16 protein-coding genes and 2 pseudogenes are annotated in these 20,063 nt (G+C 60.7%); 4 read left to right on the top strand and 14 right to left on the bottom strand.

Annotated features, from left to right (window positions below; all coding sequences use genetic code 11):
• Window positions 1–429, top strand: a 429-nt coding sequence (locus CHB84_RS20915; protein WP_176440067.1) for a transposase, incomplete at its 5' end; no start/stop codon positions are given.
• 12 nt (window positions 430–441) lie between these two features.
• On the opposite strand, the gene CHB84_RS20920 is transcribed toward CHB84_RS20915, so the two are convergent.
• The 12 genes from CHB84_RS20920 to CHB84_RS20975 all read right to left on the bottom strand — a co-directional run bounded on the left by CHB84_RS20920 (window position 442) and on the right by CHB84_RS20975 (window position 15,218).
• On the bottom strand, window positions 442–1,563 hold the full coding sequence (locus CHB84_RS20920; RefSeq protein WP_176440068.1) for a peptidylprolyl isomerase: 1,122 nt from the start codon (window positions 1,561–1,563) through the stop codon (window positions 442–444).
• A gap of 8 nt (window positions 1,564–1,571) precedes the next feature.
• Window positions 1,572–3,890: an RND transporter family protein gene (locus CHB84_RS20925; protein ID WP_089303374.1), complete on the bottom strand. Its 2,319-nt coding sequence runs from the start codon at window positions 3,888–3,890 to the stop codon at window positions 1,572–1,574.
• Between the two features lie 164 nt (window positions 3,891–4,054).
• Window positions 4,055–5,365 carry an MlaD family protein gene (locus tag CHB84_RS20930; RefSeq protein ID WP_089303375.1) on the bottom strand — a complete coding sequence of 437 codons (1,311 nt, stop codon included), beginning with the start codon at window positions 5,363–5,365 and terminating at the stop codon, window positions 4,055–4,057.
• Window positions 5,365–6,618, bottom strand: coding sequence for an MlaD family protein (locus tag CHB84_RS20935; protein ID WP_245818877.1), 1,254 nt, complete (start codon window positions 6,616–6,618; stop codon window positions 5,365–5,367). Before CHB84_RS20935 ends, CHB84_RS20930 begins: the two co-directional genes overlap by 1 nt.
• Window positions 6,615–7,949: an MlaD family protein gene (locus tag CHB84_RS20940; RefSeq protein ID WP_141134766.1), complete on the bottom strand. Its 1,335-nt coding sequence runs from the start codon at window positions 7,947–7,949 to the stop codon at window positions 6,615–6,617. Before CHB84_RS20940 ends, CHB84_RS20935 begins: the two co-directional genes overlap by 4 nt.
• Window positions 7,946–9,226 (bottom strand): MlaD family protein, encoded by a 1,281-nt coding sequence (locus CHB84_RS20945; RefSeq protein ID WP_089303377.1) that lies wholly within the window; start codon window positions 9,224–9,226, stop codon window positions 7,946–7,948. Before CHB84_RS20945 ends, CHB84_RS20940 begins: the two co-directional genes overlap by 4 nt.
• 1 nt (window position 9,227) lies before the next feature.
• The gene (locus tag CHB84_RS20950) at window positions 9,228–10,580 is read right to left on the bottom strand and encodes an MlaD family protein (RefSeq protein ID WP_089303378.1); all 1,353 of its coding nucleotides are present in this window, start codon (window positions 10,578–10,580) and stop codon (window positions 9,228–9,230) included.
• Window positions 10,577–11,806, bottom strand: coding sequence for an MlaD family protein (locus tag CHB84_RS20955; RefSeq protein WP_089303379.1), 1,230 nt, complete (start codon window positions 11,804–11,806; stop codon window positions 10,577–10,579). Before CHB84_RS20955 ends, CHB84_RS20950 begins: the two co-directional genes overlap by 4 nt.
• A gap of 2 nt (window positions 11,807–11,808) precedes the next feature.
• Entirely contained in the window at window positions 11,809–12,630 is an 822-nt protein-coding gene (locus CHB84_RS20960; RefSeq protein ID WP_089303386.1) for an ABC transporter ATP-binding protein, read from the bottom strand.
• 26 nt (window positions 12,631–12,656) lie between these two features.
• Window positions 12,657–13,409: an ABC transporter permease gene (locus CHB84_RS20965; protein ID WP_089303380.1), complete on the bottom strand. Its 753-nt coding sequence runs from the start codon at window positions 13,407–13,409 to the stop codon at window positions 12,657–12,659.
• A gap of 131 nt (window positions 13,410–13,540) precedes the next feature.
• Complete coding sequence (locus CHB84_RS20970) at window positions 13,541–14,413, bottom strand: MlaE family ABC transporter permease (protein WP_089303381.1); 873 nt, start codon at window positions 14,411–14,413, stop codon at window positions 13,541–13,543.
• Window positions 14,414–15,020: 607 nt separating this feature from the next.
• Window positions 15,021–15,218 carry a hypothetical protein gene (locus CHB84_RS20975; RefSeq protein WP_089303382.1) on the bottom strand — a complete coding sequence of 66 codons (198 nt, stop codon included), beginning with the start codon at window positions 15,216–15,218 and terminating at the stop codon, window positions 15,021–15,023.
• A gap of 1,049 nt (window positions 15,219–16,267) precedes the next feature.
• On the opposite strand from CHB84_RS20975, the gene CHB84_RS20980 reads away from it, so the two are divergent.
• The 3 genes from CHB84_RS20980 to CHB84_RS23075 are packed head-to-tail and all read left to right on the top strand — an operon-like array spanning window position 16,268 to window position 18,667.
• Window positions 16,268–17,344: an NAD(P)H-dependent amine dehydrogenase family protein gene (locus tag CHB84_RS20980; RefSeq protein WP_176440069.1), complete on the top strand. Its 1,077-nt coding sequence runs from the start codon at window positions 16,268–16,270 to the stop codon at window positions 17,342–17,344.
• Window positions 17,337–18,500, top strand: coding sequence for an LLM class flavin-dependent oxidoreductase (locus CHB84_RS20985; protein ID WP_176440070.1), 1,164 nt, complete (start codon window positions 17,337–17,339; stop codon window positions 18,498–18,500). The genes CHB84_RS20980 and CHB84_RS20985 overlap by 8 nt, the downstream gene beginning before the upstream one ends.
• Window positions 18,497–18,667, top strand: coding sequence for a nuclear transport factor 2 family protein (locus CHB84_RS23075; RefSeq protein WP_176440071.1), 171 nt, complete (start codon window positions 18,497–18,499; stop codon window positions 18,665–18,667). The genes CHB84_RS20985 and CHB84_RS23075 overlap by 4 nt, the downstream gene beginning before the upstream one ends.
• 314 nt (window positions 18,668–18,981) lie before the next feature.
• Here CHB84_RS23075 and CHB84_RS24120 read toward each other — a convergent pair.
• Both CHB84_RS24120 and CHB84_RS22555 read right to left on the bottom strand, forming a co-directional pair.
• Window positions 18,982–19,587: pseudogene (locus CHB84_RS24120) on the bottom strand (transposase); the annotation flags it as partial.
• 362 nt (window positions 19,588–19,949) lie between these two features.
• Window positions 19,950–20,063 (bottom strand): annotated as a pseudogene (locus CHB84_RS22555) (transposase); the annotation flags it as partial.

Genomic DNA, 20,063 nt, shown 5'->3' on the forward strand with positions numbered 1-20,063 from the left:
GCCCGCGATCTCAAACCGGTCTACACCGCCCCCACCGAGGCCGCGGCCACCGAACGCTTCGACGAGTTCACCGCCACATGGGGCCAGCAGTATCCAGCGATCATCCGACTGTGGCATAACGCCTGGTCGCAGTTCGTGCCGTTTCTCGATTACGACGTCGAGATCCGCCGGGTGATCTGCTCGACGAATGCGATCGAGTCGGTCAACGCCCACTACCGTCGCGCGATCAAGGCCCGAGGGCACTTCCCCAGCGACCAGGCAGCCCTGAAGTGCCTCTATTCAGCCACCCGCTCACTGGATCCCACCAGCCGCGGTAAGACACGACGGGCCATGCGGTGGAAACCCGCTCTCAACGCCTTCGCCATCACCTTCGAAGGCCGCACCACCCCGAGCGGAAACCAACCCATGCCAAGCCAGATCCACCGTTAATCAGACAGTCCCTCATCGAGTGCCATTGTCGTTGGGTTGCGTGTTCATTGATGGTTCGTGGGGAGACGATTCTGGTGGTGCGTCGGGGTCGTCGGGTCGGTATTTGTCGGCGTATTCGACGTCGACGTCTTTGATTTGCTTGGCGAGCCATTTGTGCCATGCTGTGAGTTCGCGTTCGGAGGCTAGTGTTGCTTTCAGGTCTTCGGCGGCTTCATCGAAGTCGAGTTCGCGGGCCGGTTGGACCTTCACCACCTGGCCGATGTTCCAGCCGTGTTGGGTTTCGACGGGGCCGAAGTAGGATCCTTGTTCGGCGTCGAAGGCTGCTTTGGCGTAGGGGTCTTGAAGCTGGGCGCGGGTGACGGCGCCGAGGTTGCCGCCGTCTGCGCGGGTGGCTTGATCCAGCGAGTGTTGTTCGGCGAGGTCGGCGAAGTCGGCTCCGTCTTTGGCCTGTTGCAGGAGTTCGCGGGCTTGATCCTCGTCTTCGACTACGATGTTGCGCAGGTGGCGCTGCTCCGGTTTGACCATCTCGTCCTGACGATCCTGGTAGGCCTGGCGCACCTCCTTGTCGGTGACCTTGGCAACGTCGCTGGTGACCTGCTCCATGAGCTGTGAGGTGCGTTCGTGCAGCTTGATCTCTTGCAGGACGTTTTTTTCCGACGCGCCAATCTCGCCAAGGAGCCGGGCGAACTGTTTCCGCCCCCCGTCGCCCATTTGCTGCTCGATCATGGTGTTAAGCCTGTCGCGGGCGGTTTTGTCTGAGACGTGGATGTCGCGTTGGGCGGCGACTCGTTTCAGGATGATGCTCACGGCCACGGCTTTGGCCGAATCGCGCCGGAACTGGTCCTGCTGTTGCTTATCGTCGGTGGGTCGTTGGAGCCCGTACAGGGCACCGAGTGTCTGGATGCGTTTGTCGAGTTCCTGCTCGGTGACCACCCGATCCCCCACCCGGAAGGCCGCGTCGTCGGGGAGGCCGGTGAAGCGCTCGATCGCGATCGGACTGGCCGCACCGCCGGCCACGGCAATCGCGACGACCAGGGCCACTACCCGGCCGCGCCGGCCCCGCGGCACTAGCATGCCTGGCCGCCGCACCGTCCGTACCACCCACCGTGCGGCGCGGGCGAACAATCCGGGCACTCGGACCTTCATACCGTGGCCTCCGTAGTGACTCGAGGTGAGTCCGCCTGCGGTGCCGAGTCGGGCGAGGACGCGCGGGGGCCGGTCAGCCATACCACGAGGTGGGCCGCCGCGAACGACAGCGCGACCGCCCCGGCCAGCACCAATCCGAACTCGCGCAACACCGCCACCCCCGAGGCCGTCAGGGCCAAATACCCCAGTGCCGCTGACAACGCGGCGACCGCCACCGTGCGGCGCAGACGCCACGACCCCGTACCGGCCGACTGGCGCAGCATGACCGTGTAGGCACAGGCGATCGCCGTCGTTAGCGACCCCACCGCCATGGTCAGCGGCGTCAACGCGACATTCAACACCCACAGCGCGGCGATGCCCCAGCCGGTGGCCAGCCCAGCGGCCAGCACCGCCCGCACCGCATCCATCCGCCGCGCCAGGCCCAGCAGTAGCACCGCTCCCGCGCCGAGCACACCAACCCCGTTGGCCAGGTACCGATCACCCGAGACCAGTTCATAACCGCGCGCGGCAGCCACCGGCAAACCCACCACATCCGCTTCCAGCCCTTCCGGCAACGGCGGCAAATCGGCCCGCACCTGATCAATGAGCTGCTTCTGCTCCGCCAAATCCTGCAAGCCGAGTTGAAAACTCATCGAGGCCCGCCGCTGATCACTCCGAATCACCGCCTGGGTAAGGTACTCGGGCATCCACTGCAAACCGGCGGCTAGCTGCTCCTCGGTCGGCTCCGGCCCCAAGAACGCCAGCAAACTCGGCGGCGTCAAAATCGGCCGGAGCCGGTCCCCATGCTGGGTCACCAACTCGTCCTGCGCCTGGCGCATCCAGCCCAACGCCTCCGGAGTGGCCACATCCTGCCCACGCACCAGCACCTGCACCTCCCCCGAGGCCCCCAGCACCCGCTCGGCATGCCGCGCATCCTCGATCGCCGGCAACCCCTCAGCCAGCCGATCCGGCTGCGCCTCCACCTCCAGCTGCGCCAGCCCCGACCACCCGGCAACCGCCACGGAGCCCACCAATACGGCAACCCCCACCCGGCTGACCCAACGCCGACGCGCCATGCCCATCACCCCCGCCGCGCTCGAGCCACCTCCCGTCGTCTCGACGCCGACACCGCCCTGCTCGGGGGCCACCTCACCCCCGAGATCATCACCGGAACCAGCACCGCCACCGCCACGCGCGGCCAGCCACCACCGTTGCGCCACCAGCGCCAACCCCAGCGCCACCAACTGGCCCGCTGCCAACGCCAGCCCCAGATCCCGCACGAACGGCAACGGCACTACCGCTAACGAGGCAAACGCGGTCGCACTGGCCAGCGCCGCCACAATCGCCGGCCGCCGCGTCCCCGGCTGGCTCAAGTACGCCGGAAAATCACTCCCGATGCCCACCAAAATCGGCAAAAACGCGATCACCCCCAGCGACAACGGCCGATCCAGCCACCCAAACCCAGCCAACACCACCGTCGTCGCCCCCAACGTGGCCGCCAACGGCAGCAGCCGCCGACGTCGCCGCCGAATCCAGGGCACCAACAGATAGCTCGCACCGATCAACCCCACCGCTAACCCACCCAGCAGGGGAATCTCCTGACGCACCCGCTCGCCCAGCCCAGCGGTCACCGCCGGCACCCCCGTCACCGTGACCCGCTCAGCAGCCAGCTCCGCCCCCTGCACTCGCGAACCGACCTCATCCACCAACCCCTCGATCCCCGCCTGATCCAACCCCTCCCGCGGACGCACCAAAATGCTGACCGCATCCCCGCGCGGCACCACAAAGTTCCACCGCGGCTGCGGGGCATCCTCGCCCCCGAAAATCACCTGATCAACAAACGCCGGATTGTGCAACGTCGGCAACCCCGCCGGCAGACCCTGCACCAGCAAACTGCCGTACCGCCGATCGAACTCGGCCACCGCCGCATCCGCCTCGGCCTCTGCCTCCTCCTCCGACGCCCCCTCCTCGCGCGCCTGCTCGAGAGCACGCTCCCGCAGGCCATCACGATGCCCCGACAACGCAGCCAACATATTCTGCGCCGACCCCGCAATCTGGTTCAGCACCGTACCCGGCCCATACACCACCGACGCATCATCCAGGTTCGCCAGCTCCCCCTCCAACTGCGCCAACCGCGGCAACTGGCCCGGCGCCAACAACTCCCGCGGTTCTTCCGACTCCACCAGCACCACCACCGGATCCCCCCCAAACGAACCAGCCGCATCCTCCAGCTGCCGCAACGTCTCATCCCCGGCAGGCAAGAACGACCCCGGCCCCGTATCCGTCCGCAACTGCACCGCGCCCCCCACCGCAGCCAAACCCACAATGAACAGCACGATCGCCGCCGCCAGTCGCGGCCACGACCAGCACCTGCGCACCCATCGCCACAAAATCGACAGACCGCGTAATGGTCCACGTAGCCCCCACCGATACACCCGACAGGCTCCCTCAAACAGCACACGGCGCCACCGAGCCATCGGTAATCCCACGCGAGGAGCTCTCATTGAGGCTCGCGCTCCACACGTGGATAGTCACCTTCGAACGGAGCCGGATCGCCTGCCGCACCCGGACCCGGGTAGGGATTGTTCCAGTTCAACGGATCAATCCCTGGCAGCGGTAGCGGATTACCTCTCACTGATGCCGAATCAACGACTGGCGCCAGTCGGACCGGTCGTACTGCGTCATTTACCATCACATCCTTCGATGCGCCAAAGTTGGCAAACATGGACCCAAGATCTTGGCCGTACGGTTCGAGGTAGGCCAGCATCGGATTTACGTCACGCAGCATCAACTCCACACCAGGGATCAACGCACGCACATCCTGACCGAACCTGGGCACCCGATCCAGCGTAGCCGGAGCGGCATCGAGCGCTGCCTGCAGCGCTGGCAGCGAACCCCGCAGTTCGCTGGTAACCGCAGGAAGCTCCAGTAGAGCTTCGTTCAGATCAGGCGCAGCCTGCCTCAGATCCGCTGCGACCGGCGTCAATGAGTCTGATAGTTCCCCTAGTTTGCCGGTCGCTTCGTGAGTCGTGTCAAGTAGCGTTGGCAGGGCACGCATCGTTTCCTCCACCTTGCCGCGCTGCCCGGCAGTCGCCGCAGTCAGTCTCTCAGCGTGCCGCACGACTTCAGCAATCCGGCCCCGCCCCGTATCCAATGCGTTCAACAACGCCGTCGAATTACGACTTAATGATTCCAAATCTTCAGACTGCGCAGCGATTGCCTCAATCGCAGTATGACCCTCGCGGCCCAGTTTGCCGAGGCCGGTCATCAACTCACGAATGTCCTCAGAAGTTCCCTCCGTAGCAGCACCTAGCGACTGCACCGTACCGCTCAGCGCATCGCGGGTATCATCGTCGAACGTGCTGATGAGCTCGTCTACACCTACCGCCGGCTTCACCGCAGACTTCGGTAAGGTCGCACCGTCTTGGATGCGGCCCCCTTCACCGTCGACGATCTCCACGTAGGACGATCCAACCAAGCCTTTGAGACCAATTCTGACTGTGACCCCATCGTGCAACGGAACTGCCTCATCAGAAAGACCGAGCGTGACGCGAGTCTGGTCGTCGTTGTTGGCTAGATCGGACACATTACCGACCTCGACTCCGGCCATGCGGACGGGACTTTCGCGTTCCGTCAAGTGCTTCACGTCAGAGCTGTGAAAAGTGACACGATACATGTCCTCTTCAACAAAGTCCGGCATGGGGTTGTCTGCCTTATACCACAGAAAGGCGAACCCCGCGACTACTGCAATCAAGATCCCCACTACAGTCAGCAGTTGGGAGACGGAGTGTCCGGTCTTTGCCGATTGCATCAGTTATCCTCCGTCCCCTCAGAGTCCGCTCCGGGAACGAGGCCGTCCACAGTTTCCGCGACGTTGATGTTGAAGTTTCCTCGACCCAGTCCACCATTCTCATCGGACAGGCTAAATGCCGATGATGTTTGATACACGAACGCGGCGAGATTGTCGAGCCACGGCACAATGCGCTTTGTCGCTGGAGGAAGATGCTCGGTTACTGGAGCGAGATCATCCAACGTGGAATTAAGATCGGATGCCAACGGCCGTAGATCCGCCACGACTGGACGCGCCTCCTCCACCGTCGGCCCGGCAGCATCGACCATCCTTCCCGCTTCAGCCATCGTGTCGCTCAATGTCGACAGTGTCGAAGGTAGCTCATCCGAAGCGCCATGAAGGGCGTCGAGAGTGGGATCGAGCTGATCGGTCAGGTTGCTCGTACTTGTCATTGCCTGCTCGAGATCCTGACTAAGGCCCGGTACTTGCTCAAGTGTGTCTCCCAGTTCCTCATCGCGCTCAGCCAACACGCTCAAGGAAGTTTGTAGCGAGGACGTCAGCTGGGCCAGTCGTTCGTCATCTTCGGCCACCGCAGTCGATACCTGTGCCACCGATGTCACGAGCTCACTAATGCTCTCCCGCCGGCTCCGCAGTTCCTCGACGACTGGACGAAAGCTGTTCATCACCGCGCTGGTCTCATCTAAGCCTTCTGGGAGATGCTCTGGCGCGGTAGCCAGGGCGGCATCGGCCTCGTTGATGAGCGACGTGATCGCGTCTCGCGTACGATCGTCCAACTTGTTGAGTAGCTCCCACGGCTGAGTCAGCCGCTGCGTCTGCGGCACGGGAATAGTGCCGCCCTCTGTCAATGGCTCACCAGGTGGGCCGCCCGGATCAAGCGAGATGTACATGATGTTGACCGGCGCCTTGCTGCGAAGTACCGCCCGCGCATTATCGTACACCGTGCGTCCCGGGTTAACTGACATCTCGATGCGCGTAGTGCCGTTTTCCTGTGGATCCGCAGCCTCAATCTTGCCAACAGGCACGCCGGCAATCCGGACTTCCTGCTTGCTCGACGGATCCACCGACGGTGCCGAGTCGAATTCAGCCGCGATCGTGAGTCGGTCATCCTGCCAAGGCACATTCGTCCCATACTGCATCACGATATACGCGGTCGTCGCCGTCGCGACCGCGACCGTGACCGCGAGTACTAGTAAATCGCGGCCCAGGCCGGGGATGTTCCGAAGTCGCCCCCACAACTGGCCGATGCGCCTCATCGTCCACCTCCCGCGTATTGCTCAATCTGATCGAGCAGGTTTTGGGGCGTCTGCGGGACACCATCCAGACTGCCTGTTCCCGCACCCACCTGGAAGCTAAGCAGACTTCCCTGTGAGTCCTGCGTCATTGATCCTCGGTCCATGTTGGCCGCAAGATATCCCACCTCCTCGTAGAATTTGTGGCCTGACTGCATGCCAGCGCCACTGTTCTTATACGGCCCACTTCCCCGCCACGTATTCATCACAGTGTCGCTAATCGGGCCGTTAACCCGCTCCATCACCGGTCCACGTACGTTCTCCAGCGTCTCCGTACCCTGCGAGGCTACCGGCACCAATTGCTCAACGAGTGGCCGAGCATCGCGCATCAGTGGTCGCAAATCTCGCATGAGCGGACGCGCCTCCGCCAGAACTGGGTCAAGCTCGCGCAATAAAGAATCGAGCTCCCGGGCAGCAGGCCGGAATTCCTTCGCGGTTGTCGTCAAACGATCTAGGCTGCCTCGAAGTGCGATTACTCCACTGCGTGTGGAGCGAAGTGTCGCGGGCAGGGATTTGATCCCTTCCGCTAACGGATGACTCTGCTCGGCCAGCACGGCAGTAGTGTCATTCAGGGAAGTCACAATGTCACCTAATTGCCCTTGGCGCTCCGTCAGCACATCCGCCATGGCGTGAAAGTTCGTCACTATCTGCGGCAGGTCGACGCCAGGCCGGTCGCCTTGTGCGGCCTCAAGAACCTCGCCTGCTGGCCGCAATGTATTCGGTGACTCGGCCAAGAGACTTTGCAAGGACTCAGTACCTCCGCCAGCCAGAGTTGTATCGAGCTGCTCCACTGTGTTTTGCAGGCTCTGCCGTGTCGGACGAGGCAAGGTCTCGAGAACGCGGTCCAGCTCAACCGGAATCTGCGTGCGTTCTTGCGGGATCCCTTCGTTATTGAAGTCCCCCGCGCCGCCACGCTTCAACGCGATCGCGTAGCCTCCCCCGAGTACCGTCACCGGCGTGATCACTGCCGAAGGTTCAGAGCCCAAGGTATCAAGGGCAGACTCTTCCACCTTCATCGACACTTCCACGGTGCCCTTGTCTGTCTCTTCGATATCGCTGACGACCCCGACCTCTAGACCACCTATCTTGACGCGCGTTACGTCAGCCCTCAGCTGGTAGTTCCGGTCGAACTCTGCCGTAACTGTCTCGCCGGAACGCAAGATAGTCTGGATCGACGGCTTGAACACGGCCAGCATCAGCACAATCACAACAATCGCCAGAAAAGCGACGCCGAAAACGAACGGCGAAGACACCCGTCCTGCCCTGGCGCTGGCATGTCCCTTCATCGCGTTCATCCGTCGCCTCCCGTAGCGGAACTGTTGCGCCACCGGTTATCCCGCCATGCACCGCCCCCCGGATCGGGATAGGGAGTCCGTTCCACCGTCGGATCCGAAACACTAGCGTTGTAAAGGCCCGGCATCACCAGCATAAAGCTAAAGGCATGTTTGTTCGGTTCCATTTGCGCACTCAGCAGGTCGTGCTGACTGAAGAATCTCCCGACATCTGGCGAGTACGGCGCCAGATCGCCCAACAAAACGCTGGCGGCGCCCACGGTCCTCGACAGTCGCGGCACCAGCGGTCTCGCGTCCGTTATGGTACGTGTAAGGTCCTCGACGGCCGGCGTAGCGCTGTCGCTCACATCAGGGACGGTTTCCAGTGGTTCGACAGCTTCTCGCAACAGACCGCGCAAGTCGTCAACGGACGCGCCAAGCGCCTGGCCTCCGCGCCGCACAGTGTCCATCCCAGCATGTATATCGGCCAACGGCTCATTCAACGCTTGTAGACCTTCACGCGCCTGCCGCAAAGTCTCCGGCAGAGCCTGCACGACTTCGCTCAATGGTTCCGCGTTGTCTACGCTTACTGCACGGAACGTGTCATCTGTCTGCCGCAACAATTTGCTAAGCTCATGCTGTCGCCCTTCGAACCGCCCAGCTAGCCTATTCGCACTGGCCAGCAGGGAGGGCAAATCCGCCCTATCGCTCGCCAATGCAGCTGTAACCTCACCGGTACCGTCGAGCAGCCCCGGTGCCGCAAGCACCGCATCCCGCAAATCACCACTGCGACCGGCGACTCCACCGCCCAACTCGACCAAGCTGGAACTCAACGCCTTCCGTGTTGGTTCATCGAATACATCAAAGACATCGCCAATCGGTGTCGAGTCGCCGGTTTGTGACGCCGGGATCGTCTCGTCGCCCAAGGGGCCAGTGCTAGGTGTCCCCGGCGAAAGCTCCACATACTTGCGCCCGAGTACGGAGCCCTCGCGAACATCTGCACTCGCATTACGATGGATGTCTTTATCTCCCTCCACCCGCATGGTCACCACGGCTCGACCGTCTTCGTAGTCAATCGAGACCACCTCACCGATCCTCACGCCGTTCTGCTTGACCGGTTGCTGTTTGCGCAGCACCCCCACATCCTCGAACTCGCTTGTGACGTAGGTGTAGGACTGCCCGGGAATCGCACCGCCACCCACGGCGGTCAGACCGACGTAGCTAATGCCCCCCACTGCAGTGAGTGCTACCACGCCCATGAGGAACATGCGCGCGCGGCGCCGATGGACCGGTCGTGGCATGTCAGGCGCCCCCCAACAACTGTCCAAGCATGGCTTCCTCCTGCTCCGGCCTCAGACCCGTAGCACTGCCCGAATCGCCCACCTCGTCCGTTCCAGACGGTAAATCCGGTACTATCTCCGTCGGGTCCTGCGTCGCCGTATTCGACTCAGTCTGCTCAGCCGGTGCGTCGTCATCCAGTGGCGATCCGATTGCTGCTGCCAAATCCGTTAACGTCTCAGGAGTCACCCACAACGTGCCACGAAAGTAATGCCCCAACTCATCACGGCCATTAGTGGAAAGGGACCATTTCTTGACAAATTCCATCAGATCCCCGAGATGCTCGTCGAGCAGAGTATCGCCCACGGGTCGTAGGTTCTTGGCAGTCGCAGCCAGGTCCGGTCCAGCCTTGCGTAACTGGCTGACGGCTGGAGCGGCTTGCTCAAGCAGTTCGTCCGCTCGCTCCAGCACCGGCGTCAACGACGCCAGCGCCGGATCAGCCGCATCAGCAAACTGCCTCAGTTCCCCTGTAATCTCACTGAGGTTGTCAGTAACCGGCCGGATCGCCTCCAGCGTCGGCGTCGTCGCATCGGCTGCGCCGGCGAGTTCCCGTAATGCCTCACGCGATTCGGCGACTGTTGCGGGTAACTCAGCCAAGGCCGAATTCAACTCCCTATGGTTCGCCGCAAGGGTGGACATAGTCTCATCTGTGCTTTCCACTAGCCGGTCTAACGCAGCGCCTTCCGAAGCCGCTAGTTCTTCCGCAACCGGACTCAACTGTTCAACCAGTTCATTCAGCACAGCGTTCTGGTCATTGAGCACGCCGGCGAGCTCATCGCTTTGCCGCATCGCCGGAGCCAATGCTTTGATCGCCTTCGCGGCTTCATCACCGGACTCGTTCATCCCCTCACCCAGCGTCGTGAGAAGAGCCGCCAACCCTGTAGATGTCGGATCGTCGAACGCATTTATCACGTCCTGAAGACCAACTGCGACCTCTGTGCGTTCGGGTGGGACCTCCGCATCTTCCGCGAACTCTTGATTCGGCGAGCCTGCATCGAGCTCCAGATACGACTCACCCAGCAAGTTGACAGGACGGACTGTCATCCGTGCGTCCTGATGCAGCGGCAACACACTCGATTCTACCTCAAGTGCAACCCGCGCACGTCCGTCCTGAAGCGAGATGTCGTCCACCATTCCCACCTTCGCCCCGGCAGCCCGGACATCGGCTCCCTGGTTCAGCGGACCGGCATCCGTAAAGTAACCGATTACCTTTTCCTCGTCTGCCTCATCGGACGACCCGATGCTGAGTCCTGCAGCCGCAATCGATGGCACGGCCGCGATTGCGGCAGCTACGCCCAATATCACGGTCCGTTTCATTGGACGCCGTCCCCGTTCGCGTCTGTCCAAGACTGATCCACTACCGAACCAGGTGACGGTCTCGGCTCCTGCTTCATTCCCGGCGGAACCACCCCTGGATTGTCGTTAACGGTAGACGCCGACTCCACGATCAAGGCGCGAGCATAGTTTCCACTGGATTGGCTAGCAAATACCGATGTCCAGTTACTTAACCAGCCGGTCAGCTCGGGCGTATAAGGACGCAAAAACTCAACAGCGGGCTGCAACGTATTCACCGCCTCGTTCACCTCCGGCAACGTTGCATGTGCGCTGTCAAGCAAGTCCGGCGTTTCGACCAATAGCTGCTCAGCAGCGACAAGTGTGGGGGTGATCTCAGCGACCGTGGGTCGCATATCCTGCAGCACCGGACGCAGGTTCCCGGCCACGGACGGCAACCGCTCCGTCGCAGGTTGTACTTCGTCCAATAGTGGAGCTGTCGCATGAACGGCCTCAGGAACCTGATCTAACGTTTCACTTGCCTCACGCACAGTTGACGGCAATTCATCCAACGTATCGCTCAGCGCCTCCTGTTGGCCTGCCGCAACCGAAGTCAGTTGGCCAAGATTCTCGATAGACCGCGCCACCTCGGTGTCGCGCTGCGCTAGCTCCTCCGTCATGGCCTCCAAACGCGTGACCAAATCCCTAATGGCTGGCCCGTCCTCGCCTACAGCACGCAACACCTCACCAAGTGCCTCTACAGCTGGGCCCCCTGTCTCCACCGTCGCCTTGAGATTCTGCTCGTTACCTTGCAAACTTTCGTTCAGTCGCTTGACCAACGCCTGCACCCGCTCGCGTGTCGACTCATCCAACGTCGCGAGTAGTTGATCAATTTCAACACGCTCAATCTTAGACGTGATCATCTTCCCCGACGGCAACGCGGGGTTGTCCTCCGATCCGGGCAACAGTTCTACGTGCCGGCTTCCAATCACCCCCTCCCAGTTGATTCGCGCCGTCGTCCCAGCATGGAATGGAGCTTCCCCACTATCTACGAGAACCGTCACCAGCGCTTGCCCGTCACGCACGTCAAGATCCGCCACCTCTCCCACCTGCTCCCCATCCAGCATGACCTTCGTACCCTCATGCGTATCCACTGCCGTCGGCATTAGCACCCTCAACTCATAGTCATCCTGACTAAGTACTACCAATCCCGCTGCGGCAAGCCCCAATGCAGCGGCCAATCCGACCCCCGTCCAGATCTTGCGCCACATATTTAGTCCATTCCCAATGGCCCGACAGCATCTCCCATGAGAAACTGTTGGACAAATGGCTCATCTGACTCGAACGCCTCGCTGGCTGCGCCATAATATCTAAGCTGACCATGCCACAATAAGCCAATGTAATCACTTAGCGTCCGAGCACTCTCGATGTCGTGAGTAATCACGATGTAGGTCCCCCCGTGTTCCTTATGGACCTCCTTAATCAACTGACACAACAGCTTCGTGCGCACAGGATCTAACCCTGAATCCGGCTCGTCGAATAGCACTACATCCGGGCGCATAACCAGCGCCCTCGCTAACCCCGCACGTTTGCGCATCCCACCCGAGATCTCATTCGGCGCCTTGGACGTCTCTTGTTCCAGCCCGACCTCGCTTAAATGGCTCATAACGATATCCCGAATGTCCGCCTCAGACTTGTTTGTATGCTTACGCAGCGGAAAGGCAACATTGTCGTAAAGATTCATTGACCCAAACAGTGCTCCGTCTTGGAACAAAACACCGAACTTTTTTCGCATATTGTAGCGTTCAGCCTCACTTACCCGCCAAAGATCCTGCCCGAATACCACTACATCGCCCTCGTCCGGCTCCAGCAGGCCCACAATATGCTTTAGCAATACACTCTTGCCAGTACCTGACGGGCCCAGAACTGTGGTGATGGCGTCATCCGTAAATCCGACACTCACACCGTCGAGCACATGCGAAACTCCGCTGTCGAAACTCTTGCGTACGCCATGCAGTTCAACGGTGTAACCATTTCCGTTTACTCGCTGGCGCGAATCAATTGATCCCGCAACCGTCCCACTCAAGGAGGACATCGAGGCTCCCATACTTTTACTTCGGTTTAGTTTCCAATGGGTGCATTTGCGTCATTGCCGTAGAATATTTGGACCAGGATCATAGCCAAAACGCTAATCAAGACAAGATTCACCAACATTGACTGTGCAGTGTTTCTGCCAACGTCGACTGGTCCGCCTTGAACATTATAACCAAAGTAGCTCGCTACAATAATTATGATGATTATCATCAAAGTGACCCATATGAGCGAGATCGCAAGATCCTTCGCATTTTGAAACAAGAACAAAAAGTTGATGTACCCGCCGTGCGATGTTACTTCAAGGAACTGCACGTGAATTACGTATGAAATGACCCAATGAAGGGCTAGTGAAACGAGCCAAATTGGCCCAGCCACAAGGATACTTGCCAAAAGCCGAGAACTTACAAGATACGGCACCGACCGCACACCCATTACTTCCATGGCGTCTACCTCGTCGCTGATCCGCATCGCTCCTACCTCGGCCACGATTCCACAGCCAACCTTTGCGGCGAATATCCAGCCAAAGATCACCTGGCCGACGCCGCGCAAAGTACCGATAGTATGAATTGCTGCTGTATAGCTTTCGGTTCCAATCTGCGTAAACATCTGACCCGCGGTCATGGCCACTAGGAAACCGAATAGCACCATGACGACAATAATTACGGGCGAATTTTGTCGAACAATCCATGCGGCGTAACGAACGATTTCCGAAGGATAGAGTCGTATGGCTAACGGCACTCCTCGCAGAGCGTCAAAACCGAACTTTACAACAGATCCCATGCTCTCGACGCCGCGCCGCGCCGAAGGTACCCATGTGTTTCGAGTCCTTTTATTCCAAGCGTTGAACTCAGATTGGTCACTTATGGACCCGATCATTCTGGAATCGCGCGCGCGCGTCGTACTTACGTCCATCACAGCTGGAACCCATATTCCGGAAAGAAGGCGATCAGTACTGCTTGGTACCCAATGAGGAAAACAAATATTGCTACGAAACAAATAACGACTGCCTGGTTCACTGCCTTACCAAGACCCATGGACCCGCCAGAGGCGGCAAATCCCTTGTAGCAACATATTGTGCCAATCAGTAGGCCAACAAGCAGACCATTAATTACCAAGGAAATTAAATCAACCGGTAGAACGCTCCCAAACGTCCCTTCATAAAAGTCGGCTGGGTGCAAGCCCGCCACATAGAGAGTACCGAGCTGCAAGGAGAATAGGGTCATGTAGGCTGCCGGAATCGTGAGAATCGCGGTAAATAGGGCCACCGAAACGACTCGTGGAACTGCCAATTCGCGTACAGGGTCTATCCCTAACACCTGCATTGCATCCAGTTCTTCACGTACCTTTCGCGACCCAATATCTGCGGTGATTGCAGCTCCGACAACTCCGGCCGAGACCATAGATATCGTCCACATGGAAAAGTTTCGCAGCATGTACACAAATAGCGTAGGGCCGGTTAACTGTTCCGCGCCTACCATCTGGAAGAAGACCGTAGTAAGGAGCGCCATAAACATGGAAAATCCGAGAACCGCCACTACCACAGGGAACCACGATTTCCGGATTGTGGTATGAAGATGGTCTACGGTATCGCTCCAGTATCCTCTCGGGTGAGCTACAGCGCTCCACACTACACGCAGCAGCAGGCTGGCCATGCCGCCTGCTTCGATCACGAACTCGCGTACCGGACGTGGCATGTAGGCTAGCGATTTCGAGAGTTCACCCGAATACGGACCGTTTGCGCTTGTACGCGCGCGGTGGGCTTCGGCGCCTGACTTGACACCCATCGTGCTCCTCAGGGCGAATCACTGTCGTATGAACCGGTTCGTCAACTGCGGCCTGGTAGGCCGCCTATTACATCCCGACCACGTTAGTTCGGGGATTTAAAGGAGTATGCACCGAGACACTCTACTAGTCAATAGTAGGTTTCCCAGTCTGTCTTCATCGATGTGGTGTACGGCTGACCTCGACTGAAGCGGCGTTAGGGGTGGTGTGAGACCGCCACCGTGCTGATCCGTCCGTGTAGGTCGCGGTCATCTTCCCCGCTGGACCGGACACTCGTATTGCTTGGCGAGAGTCGGTATGGGCGATAGCCAACGACGGGCCCATCGGAAGTTCTCAGCAGAGTTCAAGCTGAGTGCTGGGGAGTTGGTGCTGACCGGCGGCAGTCGGTAGCAGAAGCGGCCCGTGACCTGAGTACGTCTGACTCCACGTTAGCGAGTTGGGTCAAGCAGGTCCGTATCGACGGCGGTTAGGAAGAAGGAAAGGGCTGAGTACCGAGGAGCGCACACGGCTGCCGTAGCTGGAGCAGGAAAACGCCAGGCTGCAGATGTCGAGTCTCTGTTGATGGGTGACGGTTTGTGCTCGGTTGATCGTTGTCAGGTTGTCAGGTTGTCAGGTGGGTGTGGGGTTGGAGGCCCGTTTCTTGCGGACGTCTCCTTTCGATTCGCGGACGGCGGTGCGAAGCAGGTCGGGGCCGGACCAGAACTCGAGAACGCGGTCGGTGACGTGGACGTCGACGAGCTCGCCTCGACGATGCTTGCCGACGCTGACCTGCTGCCAGGTCACGCACACGATGCCGTTGCTGGCCACCCTGCGGGTGACCCAGTCATCCCCGTACCGGCGCTGGCTCAGCGCTTCGAGATCGAGGCGTGAGCTTCCGACATGTTGGCCCCCTTCGTCATACGCACACCTTTCGCGTACTCGGACTACTACGGAGCCCCTCCCCCCATCCCGCGCTTTCAGCCGACGACGGACGTATCCCACCTGCGCAGATGGCTCCTGGGCAGGTGGGAACGACGTGAAATGGTTCCCGTGTTCACTAGAAATCGACCAATCAGCTGGGCATCCAGCTTTGCTCCGGCAGCATCGCCACAACTACGCCGCAGGCTTTCGCCGTGGCCTCCCCACCGGCACACTTAACCAGCTACGGAATCAACCACCCACACAGGACGGTCGTGCACTGCATCCCGACTCCTATACACCAGATTTGAACCGGTGCCACCCTTACGGAGCTCTACTACTGGTTCCTGTCGTATACCGTCTGATCTCGCTCGCCGGACCCAACCTGTCTGGCAGTTCCAGGCCACCCCGGCTTTGTCAGCGCTGTTTCCCACCCTCCCCGGCGTCTCCCGGATCAGGCTGCGCTCAGCTTCCACTAGGCTGTTGCGACAATCCAGCGAGACGGTCTCACACCTCCTTCGACTCCTAGTGCCTCACAGCGCACCAGCGCATCGCGGCGCACCACCGGAGATCTGACAGTCCTAATCGGTGTCGTAGGAGTATTTGGCCTTGAGATTCCTGAACGCCTTGATGGCGCGCAGTTTCTGGAGGGTGTCCATCTCGATCACTCCTTCGATACATCTCAACCACCGCGCGGCAACCGCGAGCAGGATCCGGTGGGCGGTGATCGCCGAAACCCCTCGCCCGGACGAGAGAGCCTGAGCCGGGAGACATAGTGGCGGACTATGCCAGTTCCGCTAGCCTAGACCTGTCGTCGCAGGACTGGACAAAACCAGCCCTGTTTGCTTCGACGATCGACCACCGAATGCTCCGATGACGCGGGCAGTGCTCTGGGGTGCGCTTGCACAATCTGGCAGAGCATGCCACATTGTGCCAAACAACATGGAAAGGAACCGCTGATGTCTCGACGGGTTGTGCAGTGGGCGACAGGTACGGTGGGTGCGCTGTGTCTAGAAGAGATCATCCGGAGTCCTGATCTGGACCTGGTAGGTGTCTACGTCTACAGCGAGGACAAGGTGGGACGGGACGCGGGTGAACTCGTCGGCGCACCGACTACCGGGGTCCTGGCAACGAACGACCGGAAACAGATTTTGGCGTTGGACGCGGAGTGCGTGGTGTACGCCCCGCTGGCTCCGTCGCTCGAACAGCTCGATGACGACGTGACAGCCTTGCTTTCCTCGGGTAAGAACGTGATCACGACCGCTGGCTACTTCGCACCTGAATCCCGCGGCAAGGAAGTCGTGCAACGGCTGGAAGACGCGTGCCGGCGCGGTCAGGCGTCCCTTTTGGGAACGGGTATCGAGCCTGGATTCATGTTCGATCGCGTGGCACCGACGATCACTAGCATGTGCACAGACATCGATTACATCCGGCTCGTGGAGATCTGTGACGCCGAGCTTCACCCGGCCGCGATGTTACTCAAGGACGCGCTAGGTATCGGCAAGCACCCCGAAGAGGTCACCGCCGATACCCCGTACGGCCAGTACTGGGCGGCGTTTTTCTCGGAGATGGTCACTGCTGTGGCCCGCGCCTTGAACGTCACCCTGGACTCGATCGAGACAGGACTAGCCACTGCAGTAGCGAGTCGCGATCTCGACATCGCAATCGGCCACGTGCCAGCCGGGACAGTCGTCGGGAACCTCCACACGGCCACGGGGATCGTCAACGGCCACGCCCTGATCCGCGCCGAAATCTACTGGTTCGTGGAGCGTGGGGTAGACGGATGGCCGGTTCCCGACCACCGATACCGATGGATCGTCGAGATCGAGGGCAGGCCCGCGGTACGAAACGTCCTCGACCCCCTTCCCAGTTTAACTTCGGCAGGACCCGCGATCGATCCCGCTTACGTCGGGACCATGGCCACGGTCGTCAACGCCATCCCGGACGTGTGCGCGGCCCAGCCCGGGATTCTGCATGCTCCGATCTTCGCGCCGTGGAGATACCTCGTTGCTTCGAAGGAGAGCACAAATGCCTGAGAACGTGCACGTCAACGTCCCCATCGTCTACAGCCGGCATCTTCCCGTCAGCGCTGCCGTCGACACCGCGCGCACCATTCAGGCCAGTGGAGTTGCCGACTCACTGACTGTGTGGGACCAGATGACGTTCTTCGCGCCGCCCGGGTTGTGGTGCCCCGAAAACTCGCCGTTGGCCGCGGTGATGCCCGACATCGATTCCTTTCCGGACCCCTACGTGATCCTGTCTCAGATCGCCGCGGCCGCACCGGGGTTCGGACTGAACACCACCAGCGATGCCATGCGACGCGCACCTGCGGAGTTCACCCAGACGCTTATGACCCTGGCCGACGTGAGCGGCGGACCCACGATGGTGCAGATGGGCACCGGAGAACTCAAGCAGTGCAAGCCCTTCGGTCACAAGCGCTCCCAAGGGCCGAAGCGTCTGGAGGACACGTTTCGAATCTTCCGAAAGTTCATGGACACCGTCGAGCCGATCGACCACGAAGGCAACGTCTGGACCCTCGAAAACTCCTGGCTGGGCCGAGCCCGACCCGCCCACCGCCCTCAACTCTGGGCTCTAGGTGGCGGGCCCCGATTGATCGACGTCGCTACACGCTACGGCGACGGTTTCTGCACCGCGGCGCCGTTTGTTTGGACCAGTCCGGACCAGGCCGCCGAACAGATCTCGGCGATCAAGCAACGGCTGGAAGTAGCCGGGCGCGATCCCGAGCAGTTCGGCTTCGGCATGTGGTGGATCTGCCTGATGCATGAAGACGAAACAGTGATCGAAACGACGATGGCCAACGACTACATCCGCTGGATCTCTGCGACCATGGGCCGGTTTGACTCCACGGTCTGGACGCAGGAAGGCGTCGAACCGCCGATGGGCGAGTCCTGGCACTACGCCACCGACATGCTCCCCCTCACATACTCCGCGCAGGAAACCGCCGACGTGTTGTCACGGGCCACACCGGAGGTTGTCACTCGGTCGTGGCACCACGGCAGTCCCGACAAGATGATGAAGGCCATCGCGCCGTACCTCGACGCCGGTGTAAACTTTGTCCAGATCGTGGATTTCCTCCCGCTCGTCAGGCCTGCTGAGGAAGCCCCCGAGGGGCTCCGTCGCGCATTCGAGCTGGCTGGCGCGATCAAGCAGCACGCATGCACGCTCGCATGACACTACGTTTGCACGCAATGGTCAGCGATTCGGGAAACAACACCACGGACCCACTCGAGAATCTCCTCGCCATCGCGGACATCCGCCAGCTTGAAGCACGCTACGCCCACTACACCGCTCAGAAGGACTCGGAGTCTTGGGGCGACCTCTTCACCGAGGTCGCTTAAGCAGACATGAGCGACTGCTTGACGCCGCGTGACCACTCACCCACGAGGTTCTCCCCGTCAAAGGGTTCGACAGCGACTGGCTCTGGAACAAGATGGCATCCGCTCGTTGGGCACTTCGCGGAAGGAAACAGATCACAACTTCCACTACGGTCAGATCCCCGTCTCAGTTGTCACTGGGTCGAAACGCTCCGTGCCACCACGCGGTGTGGCTGCTTCAACGGCATCATCGAGATCGAATCCGAGACCACGGCCTCGGCGATCTGGCCCGTCCGTGTCTTCGCAAAGACCCCGATTGGATGATCAATTCCAGGGGGTCAGTGGTCGTAAGCGGTGAGGGATCGACGCATGGGGCGCCGTGTTGTCGTTGTGCCAGATCGCGCTGGTCAGGGCGAGGATGAGTTGCAGTACGCGCGCAGCGAGCTCGCGTAGGGTGCGGGCACTGTGTCGTTCGAGGTCGAGTTGGCCTTTGAAGGTCTGGTTGATTGACTCGATGATCTGGCGGAGTGGCTTGAAGAGGCCTGCCCCGGCGCGCTCGGGCTCGTTTTTGCTGGCCGGGCGCAACAGCTGCATACCAGCCTGGGCGAGAGCGCTCTCGAACTCGGCTCCTAAGTAATTCTAATCCGCGATCAGGGTTTGGCGGGCGCGGTGGGCCACCAGATCGTGCGCGGCCTCGAGCATGCCGAGCAAAGTCTGGCGCTCGTCGGCCTTCGCGCTGGTCAACGCGAAGGCGATGGGCAGCCGCCCAGGGTGGCAACCAGATGCAGACGGATGCCCTTGAAAAAGTGCGAGTGGGAGGCGTAACAGCCATACTCGGCCCAGCCGGCCAGATTCCAACGTTGGGTGGTCTCGCGGGAGTGTCCGCATTCGAATGGGTGGAGTCGACGCTGTAGATCACCGAGTTCGACCAGCCAGACGCCATCCGGGAATGCTCGCTGTACCCCGCGCCAGCTCCCGTGCGAGCCGGATTTGCCGACGCCACCTGGGCCGGTGAGCGTCAGCAATCGGGCGGAGGAAAGCAAGCGCTCGCAGCGGCGCAGCTCATCCTTCCGCCCAATCAAAGTGCTCAAGTCAACCGGCAGATGGCTCCGTGCCCGCAGGTTCACGCGGACGATAGTTGCACCTGGTTATCTGACACGCCAGCGACGGCTTCCCGGTGCCTGAGGACGGCATCAATCGAGCTCCTCACGGAATGGCGGACAGGTAGGCAAGCGCCTCTACTCCAGCTGCGGTGATCGCGATCCCTTCTCCACCGCAGGCGTGGCGCCGTGCCTTGGTGATGAGCCCGAGTTCGTCCAGCCGACGCGGTCAACGACAGCGCGATCTCATCGATACCCGAGAGCCGCCGCTGGCGCTTTTTAACCAGCTGCGGCTCGAAGCTGCCGTCCCGATCGCGGGG

This window comes from Haloechinothrix alba, from assembly GCF_900188115.1.
Classification (GTDB): Bacteria; Actinomycetota; Actinomycetes; order Mycobacteriales; family Pseudonocardiaceae; genus Haloechinothrix; species Haloechinothrix alba.

Excerpts from the sequence above, each read along its gene's own strand:
- CHB84_RS20965 (WP_089303380.1), bottom strand. The coding sequence starts at position 13,409 with ATGGGATCTGTTGTAAAGTTCGGTTTTGACGCTCTGCGAGGAGTGCCG.
- CHB84_RS20970 (WP_089303381.1), bottom strand. The coding sequence starts at position 14,413 with ATGGGTGTCAAGTCAGGCGCCGAAGCCCACCGCGCGCGTACAAGCGCA.
- CHB84_RS23075 (WP_176440071.1), top strand. The coding sequence starts at position 18,497 with ATGACACTACGTTTGCACGCAATGGTCAGCGATTCGGGAAACAACACC.
- CHB84_RS20980 (WP_176440069.1), top strand. The coding sequence starts at position 16,268 with ATGTCTCGACGGGTTGTGCAGTGGGCGACAGGTACGGTGGGTGCGCTG.
- CHB84_RS20955 (WP_089303379.1), bottom strand. The coding sequence starts at position 11,806 with ATGTGGCGCAAGATCTGGACGGGGGTCGGATTGGCCGCTGCATTGGGG.
- CHB84_RS20960 (WP_089303386.1), bottom strand. The coding sequence starts at position 12,630 with ATGTCCTCCTTGAGTGGGACGGTTGCGGGATCAATTGATTCGCGCCAG.
- CHB84_RS20985 (WP_176440070.1), top strand. The coding sequence starts at position 17,337 with ATGCCTGAGAACGTGCACGTCAACGTCCCCATCGTCTACAGCCGGCAT.
- CHB84_RS20945 (WP_089303377.1), bottom strand. The coding sequence starts at position 9,226 with ATGCCACGACCGGTCCATCGGCGCCGCGCGCGCATGTTCCTCATGGGC.
- CHB84_RS20930 (WP_089303375.1), bottom strand. The coding sequence starts at position 5,365 with ATGCAATCGGCAAAGACCGGACACTCCGTCTCCCAACTGCTGACTGTA.
- CHB84_RS20940 (WP_141134766.1), bottom strand. The coding sequence starts at position 7,949 with ATGAACGCGATGAAGGGACATGCCAGCGCCAGGGCAGGACGGGTGTCT.
- CHB84_RS20935 (WP_245818877.1), bottom strand. The coding sequence starts at position 6,618 with ATGAGGCGCATCGGCCAGTTGTGGGGGCGACTTCGGAACATCCCCGGC.
- CHB84_RS20950 (WP_089303378.1), bottom strand. The coding sequence starts at position 10,580 with ATGAAACGGACCGTGATATTGGGCGTAGCTGCCGCAATCGCGGCCGTG.